Source organism: Empedobacter sp. UBA5528, assembly GCF_002426075.1.
Lineage (GTDB): Bacteria > Bacteroidota > Bacteroidia > Flavobacteriales > Weeksellaceae > Empedobacter > Empedobacter falsenii_B.
In genome coordinates this window covers 43,146-58,686 of record NZ_DINY01000061.1, presented here as the reverse complement: position 1 = coordinate 58,686, position 15,541 = coordinate 43,146, and the positions used below count along the sequence as shown (strand labels likewise).

Sequence of the window (15,541 nt, the reverse complement as noted above, 5' to 3'; positions counted from 1 at the left end):
TCAACTTTGGAATAAAGGTAATGATTTTCTATCTTTACATCATTAAAATAGTAATTACGTATGCGTAAGCTGTCGTTATTTGGTTAAAGAAAACTGCGAATCTTCTATACATCCAAAATATCGATAGACTTACGCTCATGCCATATAGTGGCGTGGGCTAAGTCTTTCTGGATGTAGGGTTCTTCGCAGTACCTCTTTAACGGATTGTGTTTAGTTTCACGCCATCTTTATTTATGGAATATTTACAAAAATTATCTGAACAAGGTAAAAGTCCTTTACAAGTTATTTGTCTTATTTTCAATCGTATTTTGTTTGATGAAAAAGATCAATCTATAGAAAAACTAAATTATATTAAACTAAATCCTGATTTTGTAAACGAAGTAAAACTGTATCAAAAAACCAATGATATTGGAGTTAATAACCAATATCTACTTGATAAAATCAATGAATTTTTATTAATTGATAACACTTCAATCAAAACAGCAATTATATATTTGATTGTAAAATCTCCTAAATTAATGACGATTACAGAATATTTATTAATTCGTAATTCTCTAAATTTCGATTCGTTGGTTCCTTATACATTTAAAGACTTTGAAAATTTCTTAAATTACAATAAACAAGATTATAGAATTAATATGTTTTTCTACTTTTATTTTCAAGATATTTATGATGTTCTCATAGAAAATGATCATATTTATAAAGAAGAATATGATAAAAAATTAGAATACTTTTTGAATAAATCAGTTGAGTATTCTAATTTTCTTTAACACGATTTTAAAAATTATTTAGTTTTAATTTTAACTGATCCATTAATCGATTGTATTCAACTAAATCAATTTCTACTACATTTTTTTCTCCATTAAATTTGCTCTTTTTTATTTTATCTAATTCAAATATTTTAGATTTTATATCTTCAAAATTAATATTATTTTGAGGAGTTTCTTTTTGAGGAACAACACTTAAATTTTCTGCAATTTCTATAACTTTATGTGTATTAGAATTAGTTTGATTAATCATCTCAATCATCGTTTTATTGGTGTTAATGTATTGAGTTTTTATTTCAAAAAGTGTAGGATTTAATCGTTTATTTATAAACTCACAATGAATTTTTGATATTGTTCTTTTGAGTTCAAAAATTTGTCTGTGCAAAGAAATATTTGCATCTCTTGGAGAAGTTTCGTTGTCAATAAAAAACTTAAAAATATCTTGAAAAAGATCATCATAAGTTGGATAATCATATAACCTTTTCATCTTAATAGCATGGTCTCTTATTGATTCATCTAATTTAAAAGTAACTAACTTATTTTTCATTTTACTACTTTGTTAACATTGTTAATACTATTGATATTTAATGTGTTATATTGTAAAGTAGTATTTTAAAGCATTTGCAAATACTACTTTTGTTTTATAATAAACTGAAAATTAAGGAAATATGTAATTCAAATCGGTTACCCGCGATTACTGCTTGCTATTTCCTAATTTTACTAAAAATTCTAATTTTTGGTTATTTTTCAAAAATTAAGTATTCATTCAAATCTTTATAATTTTTATAAAAAGATGAATTATCTTTTACTTTAGTTTTCAACTCGTTTTTCAAGAATTTTGTAGCAGATTCACCAGCGTCATCGTGATCAAAATAAGACTGAATGGTTTGATACTTATTTATCAATTCTATATTTTTTCTAAGCAAAGCAATTGAATTTAAAATCAAAAAATCATAAAGAAATTCGTCTGTTGGAAATAGAAAAAGGTAACTAATAAAATCACTCCAACTTTCAAAAATTTTTAATTGATTTTGATTGTTTTTTATCAATGAAATATCTTTTTTTACTAAACACATTTTGACATATTTATTTCGAATTTCATATCCATTTTCATTGTTCGGAAATGCAATTGCGTAATATGTTTTCTGATTTAGTTTATAATGAATTTCTTTACAATATCGATTAACAATTTCCAAAGGCAATTTTCTTTCTTCTAAATATTGAACTAAAGGAAACGATGAAATTTCTTTCAATTTTAAAATTTTATATTCGTTTTTTATTTGATTTTTTTTGAATTGAAAATCATTTTGCTTTTGAAAAGAAAAAGAGTTCTCTTTAAAATATTTTAAAACTCCTTTTACATCTGTTTTCAAATAATATATAAAAAAATCAATATTTTTTCCTCCTAATCCGTTTCCATGATCAAACCAAATATCATATTTATAAATCTTCGAAATGTGAAATGATGGAGTAGATTCGTTTGGTCTAAATGGTGAAATTACCCATATTGACTTTTCTGTTTTTTTAATTGATTTTAACAAATATGTTTTTGTCAATATTTGTTCTAAATCAAGACTATTTATTTCATTAATATTCATAAAAAAAGTTTAAAGTTGAATTTTAACCTACCTAACCTATTCAAGTCAATGTTAATCATGGTTACAGAGCTGTTTTTCAACCTGCTCAAACCTCTCCTTCTTATTCACTTTTTTCTTAAATGAATAGGTTGGAATAGGTTAATTTAATAAAGTTGCTCAAAATGAACCCTTATTAATAGAGGGTTTGAATAAGATGAATAGGTTGAATAGGTTGTTTTTAGATTTTTAAAAAATTTTGATAATAATCTGTGAACTTTATTTGATACATTTTCGTACGTTCAACACCGACTCGTTTTGATTTAAAACCAATATTGTTTAAAACTTTCCCTAATGAAACAGGATTCTTATGTAAATAAACTTTTCTTAGTCCAAAACAAAGGTCAGTAGCTGTTATAAAATCATTTTCATTCTCACTTTCTTCAATAAATGATAGTAATTCTTCTTCCTCTTTAGAAAATGCCCTAAATCGCTTGTTTTTCTCTTCGTTGTAGTTTAATTCTTCTGAAGTAAGATATGGATTGAAATCGTAGTCTTTATAAGCTAAATGATAGGCTTGGCTCCAAACTTTATTAATATCAATTTTACTATAAGAAAAATCAAATGATTGAATTTCAAAAACCAACCAACGAACATTCGAATTATCTTTCAATATATGTGCTCTATTAGTTGAACCTAAGAAACTTGCTCTTCTTACAATTCTCTCCGATTTTTTAGCATACGGAAGTCGTTCATTAATCATTTCTTTTGAAATGAGTGATTTTACAAAATCTAAATCATTAGAAAGAAAATTTTGCATTTCGTCAAGGTTGATTATTAGGTTTGTAGCAACTTTAATGATAGAATCTTTATCATTACTAATGTTCTCAGTGATATAATCTTGAAGTGTAGGAGGACAGAGATATCTGATGAAACTTGTCTTACCAATATTCTGTTTTGGGCTATAGAAGATTATTGCATTTTTATTTACTATTTTCTTTTCACAAGCACATAAAATTGTTCTGACCAAAAATTTCTTGAATTGAAGTTTAAAAAAATCAACATCATTGTTTAATTCAATTTTTGAACATAAAGCATCTATATAATCTTTACCATCCCAATTTGGTAAATTATGAAAATAAAATTCAATAGGATTATAATGATCAATACTAGCTTTCAGATAAATTAATAGTTTATCGTAAGATACTTTAATTCCATTTTTCTCAATTTCAATAAATAACCTATCTACATTCAATTCATCCCAATTTTGAGAATTGATTGAAGTATATTCATAGGTTAAACTTATATTATTGAATCTTATAAGATATTTTGAATTAAGGAAATACTCTAGCTTATCGAATACAGAATTCGACATAACATTTTCATTCATAATGTTTCTGATTTTAAATGAAATGCCTTATATTTGCTTCACAGAATTTGAAACAACATAGCATTTGCTTTGTTAATGATATTAGAAGTGATTATTGGGGAATAATCACTTTTTATTTTCTACTGTTTGCATATTTTGAAGCTTCGTTTTGTAATTGAAGTTTACTTTTCGATTTATTAGATAATAACCATTCATCTATTTCTTCTTTGTCAAAAAATAGATGCTTCCCATTAGGTTTGGAATAGGGAATAATATTTCCTTGTACCATCTTATAGATCGTCGATTTAGAATAGCCTGTGTAATTTGCTAATTCGTCTGGGTTTAATACCTTCTTTTTATCAAGTAATAAAGTTTCAATACTTAATAATTTTTCTAAAATTAAATTATCCATTGGTATAATGTTTTTATGATTATACCTGTAAAGTTGAGCTAAATAAGAAACGAATGAAATACTCTAATTAATTTTAGAGCTTAATTAGAGTAAAAATTTGAGTAATCTTATAAATTAAAATTAGTATAAGCAGTATTAAGAGTAGAATAAGCTATTTCATTGCAATTTTTTTCATTATCAGGATTATATTTTTTAAAGGTTTTTATAATAAATTCTATTAAGTTTTTTCTATTTTCTCTTTCCAATTTTGTTCTCGGAAGATTAAGAATTTTATTTAGTAAAATAAATATTCCTGTATATGTGATATTATTTATTCCTTTACCTGATGTTCCTTTCCAAATTATTTTGTTTTTAGGTTTGATTCCCTTTAATAATAGTAAAAAATCATCTTTAGAATCTTCGTATATATTATTGATATTTGATTCAAATAATTCTATTATTTCGGTCTCTTTTAATTTTTTAAAGTTAAAAATATCTTGATTATTAGATTGTATAGATTTTTCAACAATTTTAACATTAGTAACATTGTTTATTTGCTCTAAATGATTATTCGTTTGTGAATTTTTAAAAGTTTTAGAATTATCAATATTAATTTGATTATGTTCTATTGGGAATTTAATATTAATCCACCATGAAACTATTAGAAATGAGATATTAACTATCAAAAATAATATTATATCTAATTTATTCAACCCAGTATTCTTTATTAGTAATATTATAAATACGGAATTTGTAATTAAAAAAAGTAGAAAATGAAATAGTTTAATTCTTTCATTTTTTTGAGTAAAATGAAATTTACCTTCTTCTATAAAATTTCTTATTTTTTTATCAAAGATAAATTTATAATAAATAATAAAAGTTGTAATAATTATAACAACAATTACTGACAATAGAATAATTTTTATCATAATTCTAAATTTAAAGTTGGTAATAAGTTTGATGCTTCTTTTAATCTTTTGTCAACGATTTTAGCGTAAATCTGTGTTGTGCGAATATCTTTATGTCCTAAAACTTTCATAACGGTGTATAAATCAGCACCAGCTTCTAATATAAGTGTTGCAGCAGTATGACGAGCACAATGAAAAGTGATATGTTTTGTAATTCCAGCTTTCATGCACCAACGTAATATTTCAGTATTTGTTCCAGAACCATAGTTTAGATTAACAAAGACTCTTGGATTCGCATAGTTTCGTTCACCGAGAAGTTCTCGTGCTTGTTTACTAATGTACATATATTCTAAATCATCAGTTTTTTGTTGAGTAAAAAAGATTCGATGTTCATCATTTTCATCACGCACTTCATTCCAAGTTAGTTTGAAAACATCACTCCATCTTAAACCTGTTAAACAGCTAAAAAGAAATGCACGTTTTACGACTTCATATTTACAATCGGTAACAGCTAGACTTTGAAGTTCTTCAAAAGTTAAATATTCGCGTTGAGATTCTTTTTCTTCAAAAGGTTTTATTTTTAAAAGTTTATGATTTGTGATGTAACCTTCTTCGTATGCTTGTTTAATGGTTGCTCTAAATCTGTTGAAATAAGAATATTTTGAACCATGTTTTAAAGGAGTATCATGTTTTGTTTTTGCATTAACGTCTAAAAATCTTTTAAAACCATTTATAGAATCTATTGTAAGTTCAGAAAGAGTAGTAGAAGGATGGAAGTATTGATCGATATAACGTTTTACAGATTTCCAAGTTCCATAATTAGATAAATACGATGAACGATTTTCTTTTAATTGGTCAAAATATTCATAAAGTGTAATATTAGCTTTTTCACGGTCTACAATTCCAAATTTACCTTGTAGGAATTCTGTTTTACGAATAGCTAATATATTTTCGGCTAATTCAAGATTTTCTTTATTTTTTTTCTTTTCATCAGCAGTTGTAGGATTTGGATTTAAATAAAGTTTTAAATATTCAAATTCTCTAAGGTGTTTTCTTTTACCTTCTGCAGTAGTTGTTGTACCTTTATAATATTCGAGAAAAAGAGTAATTTTATTTTCAGAAATTTTTCTTTGTTTGAGAGTGATTTTCATAACGATTATATTTGATGGTGTACATTTGTACATCATAATTAAATTTTCAAAATAATTGGTGTACAATTGGTGTAAGAAAAGGAATAATAACATCCTTTTAACTACCATCAAATATAAAAACAAAAAACCTAACAATCACTATATTAAGTAGTTGTTAGGTTTTTATTATCCGTTATTATCCGAATTATTTCCCGATGCAAAACTTGCCAAATATCGTCCCTAATATATCTTGATCCACATCTATTTCACCAGTGATATGCCCCAAATAGGTTAAGGCTTCACGGATATCCATGGCTAATAAATCTCCAGGAAGTGCCATGTCCATTCCTTGTTTGATTTTTCCAATTTGAGAAAGTGTGTTTTGCAATGCTTCTAAGTGACGAGAATTTGTAACGATTGTGTCATCCTGATTTGTTCCTTTTAATTTGATTTGATGAATCAGATTTTCTTTCAATGCTTCGATATTATATTGATCTTTAGCTGAAATTTCTAAATGAACAACATCTTTAAACTCTTGTTTGATAGCATCAGAAATAGCTGATTCGTTATTGTTTACATCAATTTTATTGGCAACATTAAACAAGATTTTTCCTCTACGTTGCAAATCATCTAACTGATTCGCAATTTGATTATCAGCAGTTATATTGGCATCATACAAATAGATGATAATAGAAGCATTGTCTATTTTTTCGAATGTTTTTTCAATTCCAATCCGTTCTATCGTATCGCCAGCTTCTCGAATTCCAGCTGTATCAATAAAACGGAACCCAACACCGTCAATATAAATGGTTTCTTCAATGGTATCACGAGTTGTTCCTTCAATATCCGAAACAATAGCACGTTCTTCGTTTAATAATGCATTTAATAAAGTAGATTTCCCTGCATTTGGCGCACCAACAATAGCTACTGGTACTCCATTTTTGATAACATTTCCAAAAGCAAAAGAATCAGCTAAACGTTTTAAGATGGATTGTAATTTATTCAATAAATCATAAAATTGTGTACGATCTGCAAATTCAACATCTTCTTCAGAAAAATCCAATTCTAATTCCATCAAAGCTGCAAAATTGATCATTTGTTCTCTTAAATCTTTGATTTGATTAGAGAATCCTCCACGCATTTGTTTGATAGCAATTTCGTGCGAAGCCTTAGAATCCGAAGAAATAAGATCAGCAACAGCTTCTGCTTGTGTTAAATCCATTTTACCATTCCAAAAGGCTCTGAAAGTATATTCACCTGGATTGGCATTTCGAATGCCAATTTTATTTAATAATTCCAATACCTTTTGCTGAATATAAATCGATCCATGTGTCGAAATTTCTACGACATCTTCACCTGTATATGAATGAGGATTTTTAAATATTGAGAATAATGCTTCGTCAACAATGGTATCTCCATCCATCACATAACCCAAATGTATGGTATGAGAAGAAGCGTCATTCAAAGATTTAGTTGAATTAAATTTTGATTGATAAATCTGAGCAACTTTAGAAATTGATTCTGGTCCAGAAATACGAATAACCGCTATAGCGCCCATTCCATTGGCAGTTGCCAATGCACAAATTGTATCGTTGTTTAGCATAAGGCAAATTTACAACATAATAAGTTGTTGGAAAATTATAATTTATATGATAATTTTTTAAAATGTAAAAATATTTACTGTTAATATATTAATACTTAAAAAGGGATGTTTTTTAACCTGAACTAATTACTGCTACATCTGATGCTATTGGGAAAGAATTTGAGGATCATGAAATTAAAATTTTTAGTCAAATGGTTTTAATCCTATGATTCTAAATTATCATCAACTTATAAAAAATTAGATTTTGATAGATAATTGGCACACTTTTAGTATTTCTTTTAGAAATTGGAATTTATAATGTCATCAAAGAAAAATTATGCTACAAAAAGAGGTTTTGGAATTGGTAATTTTAGAATTAAAATTGTAGACGTACTTATTGTAATATCTGCTTTGATATTACTTGCAGTAGTATTTAAATAGACAAAAAAGCTTCTTAATATTAAGAAGCTTTTTTTTATTGATTTTTTAATTTGAGTTATAACTTGCTCTCACTGTAATTTGAGCCGTTTTCTGACGTGATGTTGTATTAAATGATCCACCAGCAGAATACTCTTCATTATCATTTTTACCTGTTATCTGAAAAATACCCAAATCGGCTTGTTTTAATTTTCCTAAACTAGTGCCAGATTTTGTAGCAATATTTTCTGCACGTTGTTTTGCATTTTCAGAAGCTTGCGCAATCAACTCAAGTTTCAAATCTTCTAATTTCGAGTAATAATAATTTGGATTAGAAGAACTCAGCTCAATTCCTTGACTAATTAATGTAGAGATTTCGCGCGAAGCTTTTTCTATTTTATCCAATTCTTTCGATTCGATTGTTGCGTCTTGAGATAGATTATAACCAGTAAATTGACTAATCGAATTTCCGTTTGCATCTGTTCCGTACTGAAAATCTTTTGAAATATTTACCGCTTCAAAAACTATTTCTTTTGGATTGATTCCTTGCGAAATCAAAAAGTTTTTGACAACCGTTTGGTCAGCTTTTAATTGATCCGAAGCAACACGTAAATCATAATCTTTTCGACTAAACGTTGCACGCCATTTAACTAAATCGGCATTAAAATCTTTCAAAGCATTTCCAGTAACATTGATCGATTCAGAACTTCTGAATTTGTATTTGTAAGCGTTTCCTAATATACATGTTGCAGCAATTAACCCAACGGCTAAAATAGATGCTACAATAACTGAAAATTTATTCATAGTAATTTGGTTTTCAGTAAATGTACAAAAAATACTAAAGATGTATTTCACTGAAAATAGTGAAATTAAGCAATCAAAATAGGAAATTCTTGATCGATGATAAAGATGATTAAATTACCTTCTGAATAATCAATTGTAACCACATCTTCATTGGCTTTGTTGCGAGTTCCTATACGAGAAAGTAAATTTAAATCTTCGTTATTCAACGGATATTCCAAGCCTTTTGTGACAATGTTTTTACATTCAGGAAAGGGGAGTAGCGAAATTGTTCGTCCAAAATAGCCTTCTAACTTTGTTTCTTTTTCTGCGAAAAAATATTGACTATAATTATCGTAAAATAAAATATTGATTTGATCTTTGAAACGATAAGCCGCATTCAAATTTCCAATAAAATGATCTTGTTGACGACCACTTGCTCCAAAAACATCAACCTGTTCAAAATCTTTATCCAAAATGATTTGTAAGGCTTTTGCAAAATCTGTGTCATTTTGATCTGGAGTAGAAATAACTTCTGTTTCAGGAGGAAACTGACTGATTTCAAAAGAATCAAAATCGCCCGAAATAACATCGGGCGTTATATGTAATTTTTGTAAATAACGAAATGCACCATCTGTACAAAAAATCATATCATAATTTGATGTATCAGGCAGAATAGTTGGAACTTCGCCATTCAAAAATAAAAGCGCTTTTTTATTCACCTGGAATCCATTTTACTTCTTCGTGATTATTGTCTGTGGCAATTTTTCGCCCTAAAACGAACAGATAATCAGAAAGACGATTCAAGTATTTTTGTAATTCTGGGCGGATTTCTTCTTCTTCAGCTAAACCAACTGTTAAGCGTTCTGCACGACGACAAATACAACGCGCAACATGTGCATGAGAAGCGGCTTGATTTCCACCTGGAAGAATAAAATGTGTCAATTGTTCTAATTGTCCTTCCAAATCATCAATCCATTCTTCCAATTGAACAATATCTTCTTCAGTAACGGTTTTCGGAATACGAGGTTTACCATTTGCCAAGTATAATTTATCGACTGGCGTTGCTAATTCAGCACCAAGATTGAATAAACCTTTTTGGATGATGATAATTTCTTCCTCTAATGCTGGATCAATTTCATATGAACGAATTAATCCTAAATAAGAATTTAATTCGTCAACTGTTCCGTAAGAATCAATCTTTAAACTATTTTTAGAGACACGTGTTCCTCCATATAAACCTGTTGTTCCTTTGTCTCCTGTTTTTGTATATACTTTCATGTGATTTCAACTAATAATTATCGAAGATAAGAAAATCTTAAATATTTTTTGGTAAAAGTGGTTTAGTAAAAAAGTGATATCCGATAGCTACGATGACTAAAATAACTGTGGTGATTATCCAAAGTGTATTAAAACCGTAATCGGTAGCAATGTGAGTTCCTAAAAATGGCGAAACAATAAAGGCAATTGCTGCTGTCATTCCGTTTAGTCCCATATAAGCTCCTCGGTTATTTTTTTGCGAACGAAAAGCTGTAACCGTTGACATCAAAGGTAAAACAAGCATTTCTCCAATAGACATCAGTCCAATTGCTAAGTACAACATTCTTAATGTGTGACTAAATGTGAAGATAAAATAACTAATTGCTGTGATAAATGAACCGAAAACTAAAAGTTGTGTAACTGTAAATCTTTTTTCGGTATAATGGATCAACAACATCTCGAATACAACAATGATTATTCCACTGAATCCCATTAATAATCCAATTTCTGTTTGTGTTAAATGCACTACATCTTTATAAAATAATGGAAGTGTATTTAGAATTTGGAAAAATGCAATGGAGAATAATACACAAAATAGATTGAATACTAAGAAAGGAGTGTCTGTGTATGCATTTCGTTCTTTTTCGACTGTAGCTTTGTCTGATACAGTTTCTGTGTTGGCTGCATTTCGCTCTTTTCGTCCATTGAAAAAGACAAAGAAAACAATTCCAGCAACCAAAGCGGCTCCTGCATTGCAATAGAATAATAAATCGTACGAATAATTAGATAAAAAACCTCCCATTGATGGACCAATTGAGAAACCTAAATTAACCGCCATTCTATTCAAAGAAAAAGCACGAGTGATATTTTCTTTCTTAGCATAACGTGTGATGGCAACTGAGTTTGCAGGACGAAACATTTCGCTAATAATACTCAAAACAAGCATAATAACAGCAAAAGATTCTACCGTTTTAAAATAAGGTAAAATCAAAAACATTGGAGCACTTAGAAATAAACTGATAGCTTGTACTTTAAAGTTTCCGATTTTATCTGTTATCCAACCTCCAAGCCAAGAACCAATTACAGAACCAACTCCAAAACAACTTAAGACTATTCCCGAGTTTTCCAAAGAAAATCCTAATTCGGAGATCATATAAATTCCTAAAAATGGTAAAACCATCGAACCCATTCGGTTCAACAACATTACGATGGCTAACATCCAAGATTCTTTCGAAAGTCCGCTGTAGGCGTCAATGTAAATTTTTAGAATTTTTTTCATCTCTCAATTTTCTTTTTAAATGCTACAAAGTTAAGTTCTTTTTTTACAAAAAATCGGTTATTTATCAAGGTTTCTGATATTCTTTGATTACTTTTGAAACCTCTTAAAAACAAATCTTACATCTATGTTGTTTTACAATTTCATTCTTAAGGTTTTAATTGTCATAAATGGGCTTGGAGCGGCATCTGGATTAGTGGTTGATAAACACCATGTTTACACGATTTCCGATGATAAAGCACATTTGTACGTTTACAATAGAAAGAAAAAAGAAGTGGATAAAGTTGATTTGAATCCAGAAGTAAAATCAAAACATATCACCAAAAAAGATAAACCAGATTTTGAAGCGATTACAAAATTTGACAATCATTTGTATATTCTTGGTTCGGGTTCTAAGGAAAATCGTTTCGATTTGATTTCATATAACATCAAAACTAAAGAGGTACAAAACGATAATTATAGTTTTCTTTTGGATGAATTTTTAAAGGTTTCGAATTTATCTAAAAAAGATTTTAACATCGAAGGAATTATTACAGATGGACATTGTACATATTTTTTCAACAGAGGAAATGGACCTGCTGGTGTAAATGGAATTTATAGAGTGGGAGGTAAGATAAATGATTTGAGAGGGAAAACAATTGATTTTTTTCCAATCACTTTGCCTAAAATTAACAATGAAACCACTACTTTTTCGGATGCTATTTTGGTGGATGGAAAAGTTTTGTTTACAGCAACAGTAGAATCTAAAAGTACAACTCAGTTTAATGGAGAAATAAAAGGCTCTATTATTGGTGAGTTAGATTTAGCTACAATGGAGGTTACACGCTGGCAAAAAATTTCGGATGATAAGAAAATCGAAGGTTTAGCGTTGTATAAAGAATCTGGAAAGAATTATACCTTGTATTTGTGCGAAGATAATGATGATGAATCTAATAAAGCGTCAATTTATATCTACAAATACCAAAAGGAAATCTAATTTTTTGAATAAAGAATTTCGAAATACGGACATCGATTTTCGATTTATTCTTAAAAAATTGTGAAAGTATTTTCAAGACTATTATATTTGTCCGTCAAAATTTATTTATCAATTAAACATTATGCGAGGAAGATGGCTCATTGCAGCATTTGCAATTATTTTAAGTCTCTTGTGTATCAGACAACTAAGTTATACTTGGTACACAACTAAAGTGGAGCATGAGGCGGCGCGCTTGGCGAGTAAGCCAGAAGACGAACCAAGAATTTTAGATAGCTTGGCTCAGCATCCTCTTGATTTGGGAATTATTAAGTACGATTATGGGTATGCCAAAAACAATGAAATCAATTTAGGATTAGATTTGAAAGGTGGTATCAACGTAATTTTACAAGTTTCTGAAAGAGATTTAATCGAGAATTTATCAGCGAAAAGTCAAAACCCTATGTTGGCAACGGCTTTGGATGCTACAGATAAAGCTCAAAAAACAAACGGTAACGTACCTTATGTCGAATTATTTTTTCAAGAATTTGAAAAAATAAAAGGAGGAACAAAATACGCAGCTGCAGATTTGTTTGGAAACAAAAACAATGCAGATAAAATTGCGTACAATGCTTCTGACGATCAGGTAAAAGAAGTAATCCGTAAAGATATCGAAGCTAAAGTTGCAACAGCTTATGATGTAATTAGCTCTCGTATTAATCAATTTGGTGTTGTTGAGCCAGTAATTCAACGTTTAGGTGATAAAGGTGATGGACGTATCTTGGTAGAATTACCAGGTGTTTCTGACACTGACCGTGTAAAAAAATTATTACAATCTACAGCAAAATTAGAGTTTTGGCAAGTTGTTCGTCAAGATCCTACAGTTTTACAATATTTTTCTAGCGTTAATACAGAGAAATATAATGTAAAAAATGAGAAAGGAGAAACAATCAAAACTTTAGCAGAAGTTATGCAACCAGCTGGTTCTAACGCAAGTTTTGTTGTGAATGTAAAAGATACTGCTGTTGTAAACCGTGTGATGCAAGACAAAGGTTTTGTACCTGGATTACCAGCAAACATTAGAGGATACAAATACTCTTGGGCGAATAAGCCAATGAATTTAGGTAAACAAGCAAATGATAAATCTGCTCCTAAATTATTAGAGTTTTATGTCTTAAAAGGTAAAAATGGAACGCAAGAACCATTAATTGAAGGAGATAAAGTAGTTTCTGCTGCTGGTGAACGTAATCCTGGTTCTCTTACAAATGAGCCTGTTGTTACAATGCAAATGAACCAAGTTGGTGCACAAGAGTGGTCTCGTATTACAGACGAGTTGAAACCTGCAGGTCCTGGACAACCAGGTCAAGGTGTTGCAATTGTGTTAGACAATATGGTGTATTCTGCGCCAAACATCAGTAATCAAATTACAGGAGGTAATTCTGTTATTTCTGGAAACTTTACAATTGACGAAGCAAAAGATTTAGCAAACATTTTACAAGCAGGTTCTTTACCAGCTTCATCTAAAATCGTTTCTGCTGAGGTTGTTGGTCCATCATTAGGACAAGAAGCAATCAACAGTTCGTTAATCGCTTTTGGTTGTGCATTTGCATTAGTATTAATCTGGATGGTGTTTTATTACAGCCGTGCAGGTATTTATGCTAACGTTGCATTAATCGTTAACTTATTATTCTTATTAGGATTCTTAGTATCACTTAAAGCTACATTATCTTTACCAGGTATTGCCGGGATTATCTTGACATTGGTAACAGGAATGGACGCGAATATCTTGATTTACGAACGTGTAAAAGAAGAATTAAGAAAAGGAAAATCATTACGTCAAGCAGTAGATTTCGCTTATTCATGGAAAGGAGCTTTCTCTGCAATTATCGATGCCAACTCAACATCATTTATCACAGCATTAATTTTATTCTTCTTTGGTAAAGGTCCTGTTGTAGGTTTCGCAACTACGTTTATGATTGGTATTTTTACATCAACATTTACAGCGATTTTCATTACACGTTATTTCGTAGAAGGACGTTTAGCAAAAGGAAAATCTGTTCCTTTCTATACATCATTTACGGCGCACTGGTTACAAAATATTAAAGTTGATTTATTAAAAACAAGAAAAATCTCTTATGCGATTTCAATTGTTTTAACAGTAGTAGCTTTAATCTCTATCTTCACAAAAGGATTTGATATGGGTATCGAATTCCAAGGTGGACGTACATATACAGTTCGTTTTGATAAACACGTTGATCCGCAACAAATTTCTGAAAGTTTGGGTGATGTTTTCGTGTTAGAAGGTGAAAAAATGATGCCACAGGTGAAAACGTACGGTGGTCAAAATCAAGTAAAAATTACAACAGCATACAAAGCTGACGAAGACGGAACAAATGTAGATGACGAGATCAAAGACAAATTATATACAGGTCTTAAATCTTATCTACCAGCAAATATGTCTGAAAAAGATTTCTCTGAAGATAATGCTACAATAGGTTTAATGTCTTCTGCAAAAGTAGGTCCTACAATTGCCGATGATACAACAAGAGCTTCTTATATAGCGGTTTCTTTAGCATTAGTTGCAATTTTCTTCTACTTAATCGTGATGTTCAAACGTTGGCAATTCTCATTATCAACTATCATCGCATTAGCGCATGACGTGATTATTGTATTAGGAGTTTTCTCTTTATTCAAAGGAATTTTACCTTTCAACATGGAGATCGACCAAGCGTTTATCGCGGCGATTTTAACGGTAATTGGTTATTCGATGAATGACTCGATTATTATCTTGGATCGTATTCGTGAGAATTTAACAGTTGAGAAAAACCACAACTTGTACGATATTATTAATATTTCTACTTCAGAAACATTATCACGTACAATTAATACATCTTTATCAACGTTCTTAATCGTATTAATCATTTTTGCATTTGGTGGAGAATCAATCAAAGGATTTATGTTTGCGAAATTAATCGGTATCGTAATTGGTACATTCTCGTCTATTTTCGTTGCATCTCCTTTATTGTACGACTTTACTAAAAAAGGTCAAATGAATAAATAAGATTCAAATTTTAAATAAATTTTAAGAAAGCCATCAAAGAAATTTGATGGCTTTTTTTCTTCTACTAAATTTAG

14 protein-coding genes are annotated in these 15,541 nt (G+C 29.4%); 3 read left to right on the top strand and 11 right to left on the bottom strand.

Features of this window, described 5'->3' with window-relative positions; all coding sequences use genetic code 11:
• Positions 1–233 precede the first annotated feature (233 nt).
• Entirely contained in the window at positions 234–770 is a 537-nt protein-coding gene (locus B4L98_RS12975; protein ID WP_291078415.1) for a hypothetical protein, read from the top strand.
• A 7-nt stretch (positions 771–777) separates the two neighbouring features.
• Here the strand turns inward: B4L98_RS12975 and B4L98_RS12970 are convergent, their stop codons facing one another.
• The 11 genes from B4L98_RS12970 to B4L98_RS12920 form a co-directional block, all read right to left on the bottom strand.
• The gene (locus tag B4L98_RS12970) at positions 778–1,314 is read right to left on the bottom strand and encodes a hypothetical protein (RefSeq protein WP_291078413.1); all 537 of its coding nucleotides are present in this window, start codon (positions 1,312–1,314) and stop codon (positions 778–780) included.
• A 193-nt stretch (positions 1,315–1,507) separates the two neighbouring features.
• On the bottom strand, positions 1,508–2,365 hold the full coding sequence (locus B4L98_RS12965; protein WP_291078410.1) for a toprim domain-containing protein: 858 nt from the start codon (positions 2,363–2,365) through the stop codon (positions 1,508–1,510).
• 217 nt (positions 2,366–2,582) lie between these two features.
• Positions 2,583–3,731 (bottom strand): VapE domain-containing protein, encoded by a 1,149-nt coding sequence (locus tag B4L98_RS12960; protein ID WP_286500665.1) that lies wholly within the window; start codon positions 3,729–3,731, stop codon positions 2,583–2,585.
• Positions 3,732–3,843: 112 nt separating this feature from the next.
• On the bottom strand, positions 3,844–4,122 hold the full coding sequence (locus B4L98_RS12955) for a helix-turn-helix transcriptional regulator (protein ID WP_284583556.1): 279 nt from the start codon (positions 4,120–4,122) through the stop codon (positions 3,844–3,846).
• A gap of 107 nt (positions 4,123–4,229) precedes the next feature.
• Complete coding sequence (locus B4L98_RS12950; RefSeq protein ID WP_291078407.1) at positions 4,230–5,030, bottom strand: hypothetical protein; 801 nt, start codon at positions 5,028–5,030, stop codon at positions 4,230–4,232.
• Positions 5,027–6,160, bottom strand: coding sequence for a site-specific integrase (locus tag B4L98_RS12945; protein ID WP_291078405.1), 1,134 nt, complete (start codon positions 6,158–6,160; stop codon positions 5,027–5,029). The genes B4L98_RS12950 and B4L98_RS12945 overlap by 4 nt, the downstream gene beginning before the upstream one ends.
• 184 nt (positions 6,161–6,344) lie before the next feature.
• On the bottom strand, positions 6,345–7,742 hold the full coding sequence (gene mnmE / locus B4L98_RS12940; protein ID WP_291078403.1) for a tRNA uridine-5-carboxymethylaminomethyl(34) synthesis GTPase MnmE: 1,398 nt from the start codon (positions 7,740–7,742) through the stop codon (positions 6,345–6,347).
• A 465-nt stretch (positions 7,743–8,207) separates the two neighbouring features.
• Positions 8,208–8,942 (bottom strand): SIMPL domain-containing protein, encoded by a 735-nt coding sequence (locus B4L98_RS12935; RefSeq protein WP_280051395.1) that lies wholly within the window; start codon positions 8,940–8,942, stop codon positions 8,208–8,210.
• A 65-nt stretch (positions 8,943–9,007) separates the two neighbouring features.
• A complete protein-coding gene (locus B4L98_RS12930; protein ID WP_280049982.1) occupies positions 9,008–9,640 on the bottom strand; it encodes a thiamine diphosphokinase in 633 nt (210 codons plus the stop codon).
• Positions 9,633–10,199 (bottom strand): cob(I)yrinic acid a,c-diamide adenosyltransferase, encoded by a 567-nt coding sequence (locus B4L98_RS12925; protein WP_125350685.1) that lies wholly within the window; start codon positions 10,197–10,199, stop codon positions 9,633–9,635. The genes B4L98_RS12930 and B4L98_RS12925 overlap by 8 nt, the downstream gene beginning before the upstream one ends.
• Before the next feature lie 37 nt (positions 10,200–10,236).
• A complete protein-coding gene (locus tag B4L98_RS12920; RefSeq protein WP_291065998.1) occupies positions 10,237–11,457 on the bottom strand; it encodes an MDR family MFS transporter in 1,221 nt (406 codons plus the stop codon).
• Between the two features lie 124 nt (positions 11,458–11,581).
• Here B4L98_RS12920 and B4L98_RS12915 point away from each other — a divergent pair, with 124 nt between their 5' ends.
• Positions 11,582–12,430, top strand: a complete 849-nt coding sequence (locus tag B4L98_RS12915; protein ID WP_291078400.1) for a DUF6929 family protein — start codon at positions 11,582–11,584, stop codon at positions 12,428–12,430.
• A gap of 121 nt (positions 12,431–12,551) precedes the next feature.
• Complete coding sequence (secD, locus tag B4L98_RS12910) at positions 12,552–15,467, top strand: protein translocase subunit SecD (protein ID WP_291078398.1); 2,916 nt, start codon at positions 12,552–12,554, stop codon at positions 15,465–15,467.
• Positions 15,468–15,541: the final 74 nt, after the last annotated feature.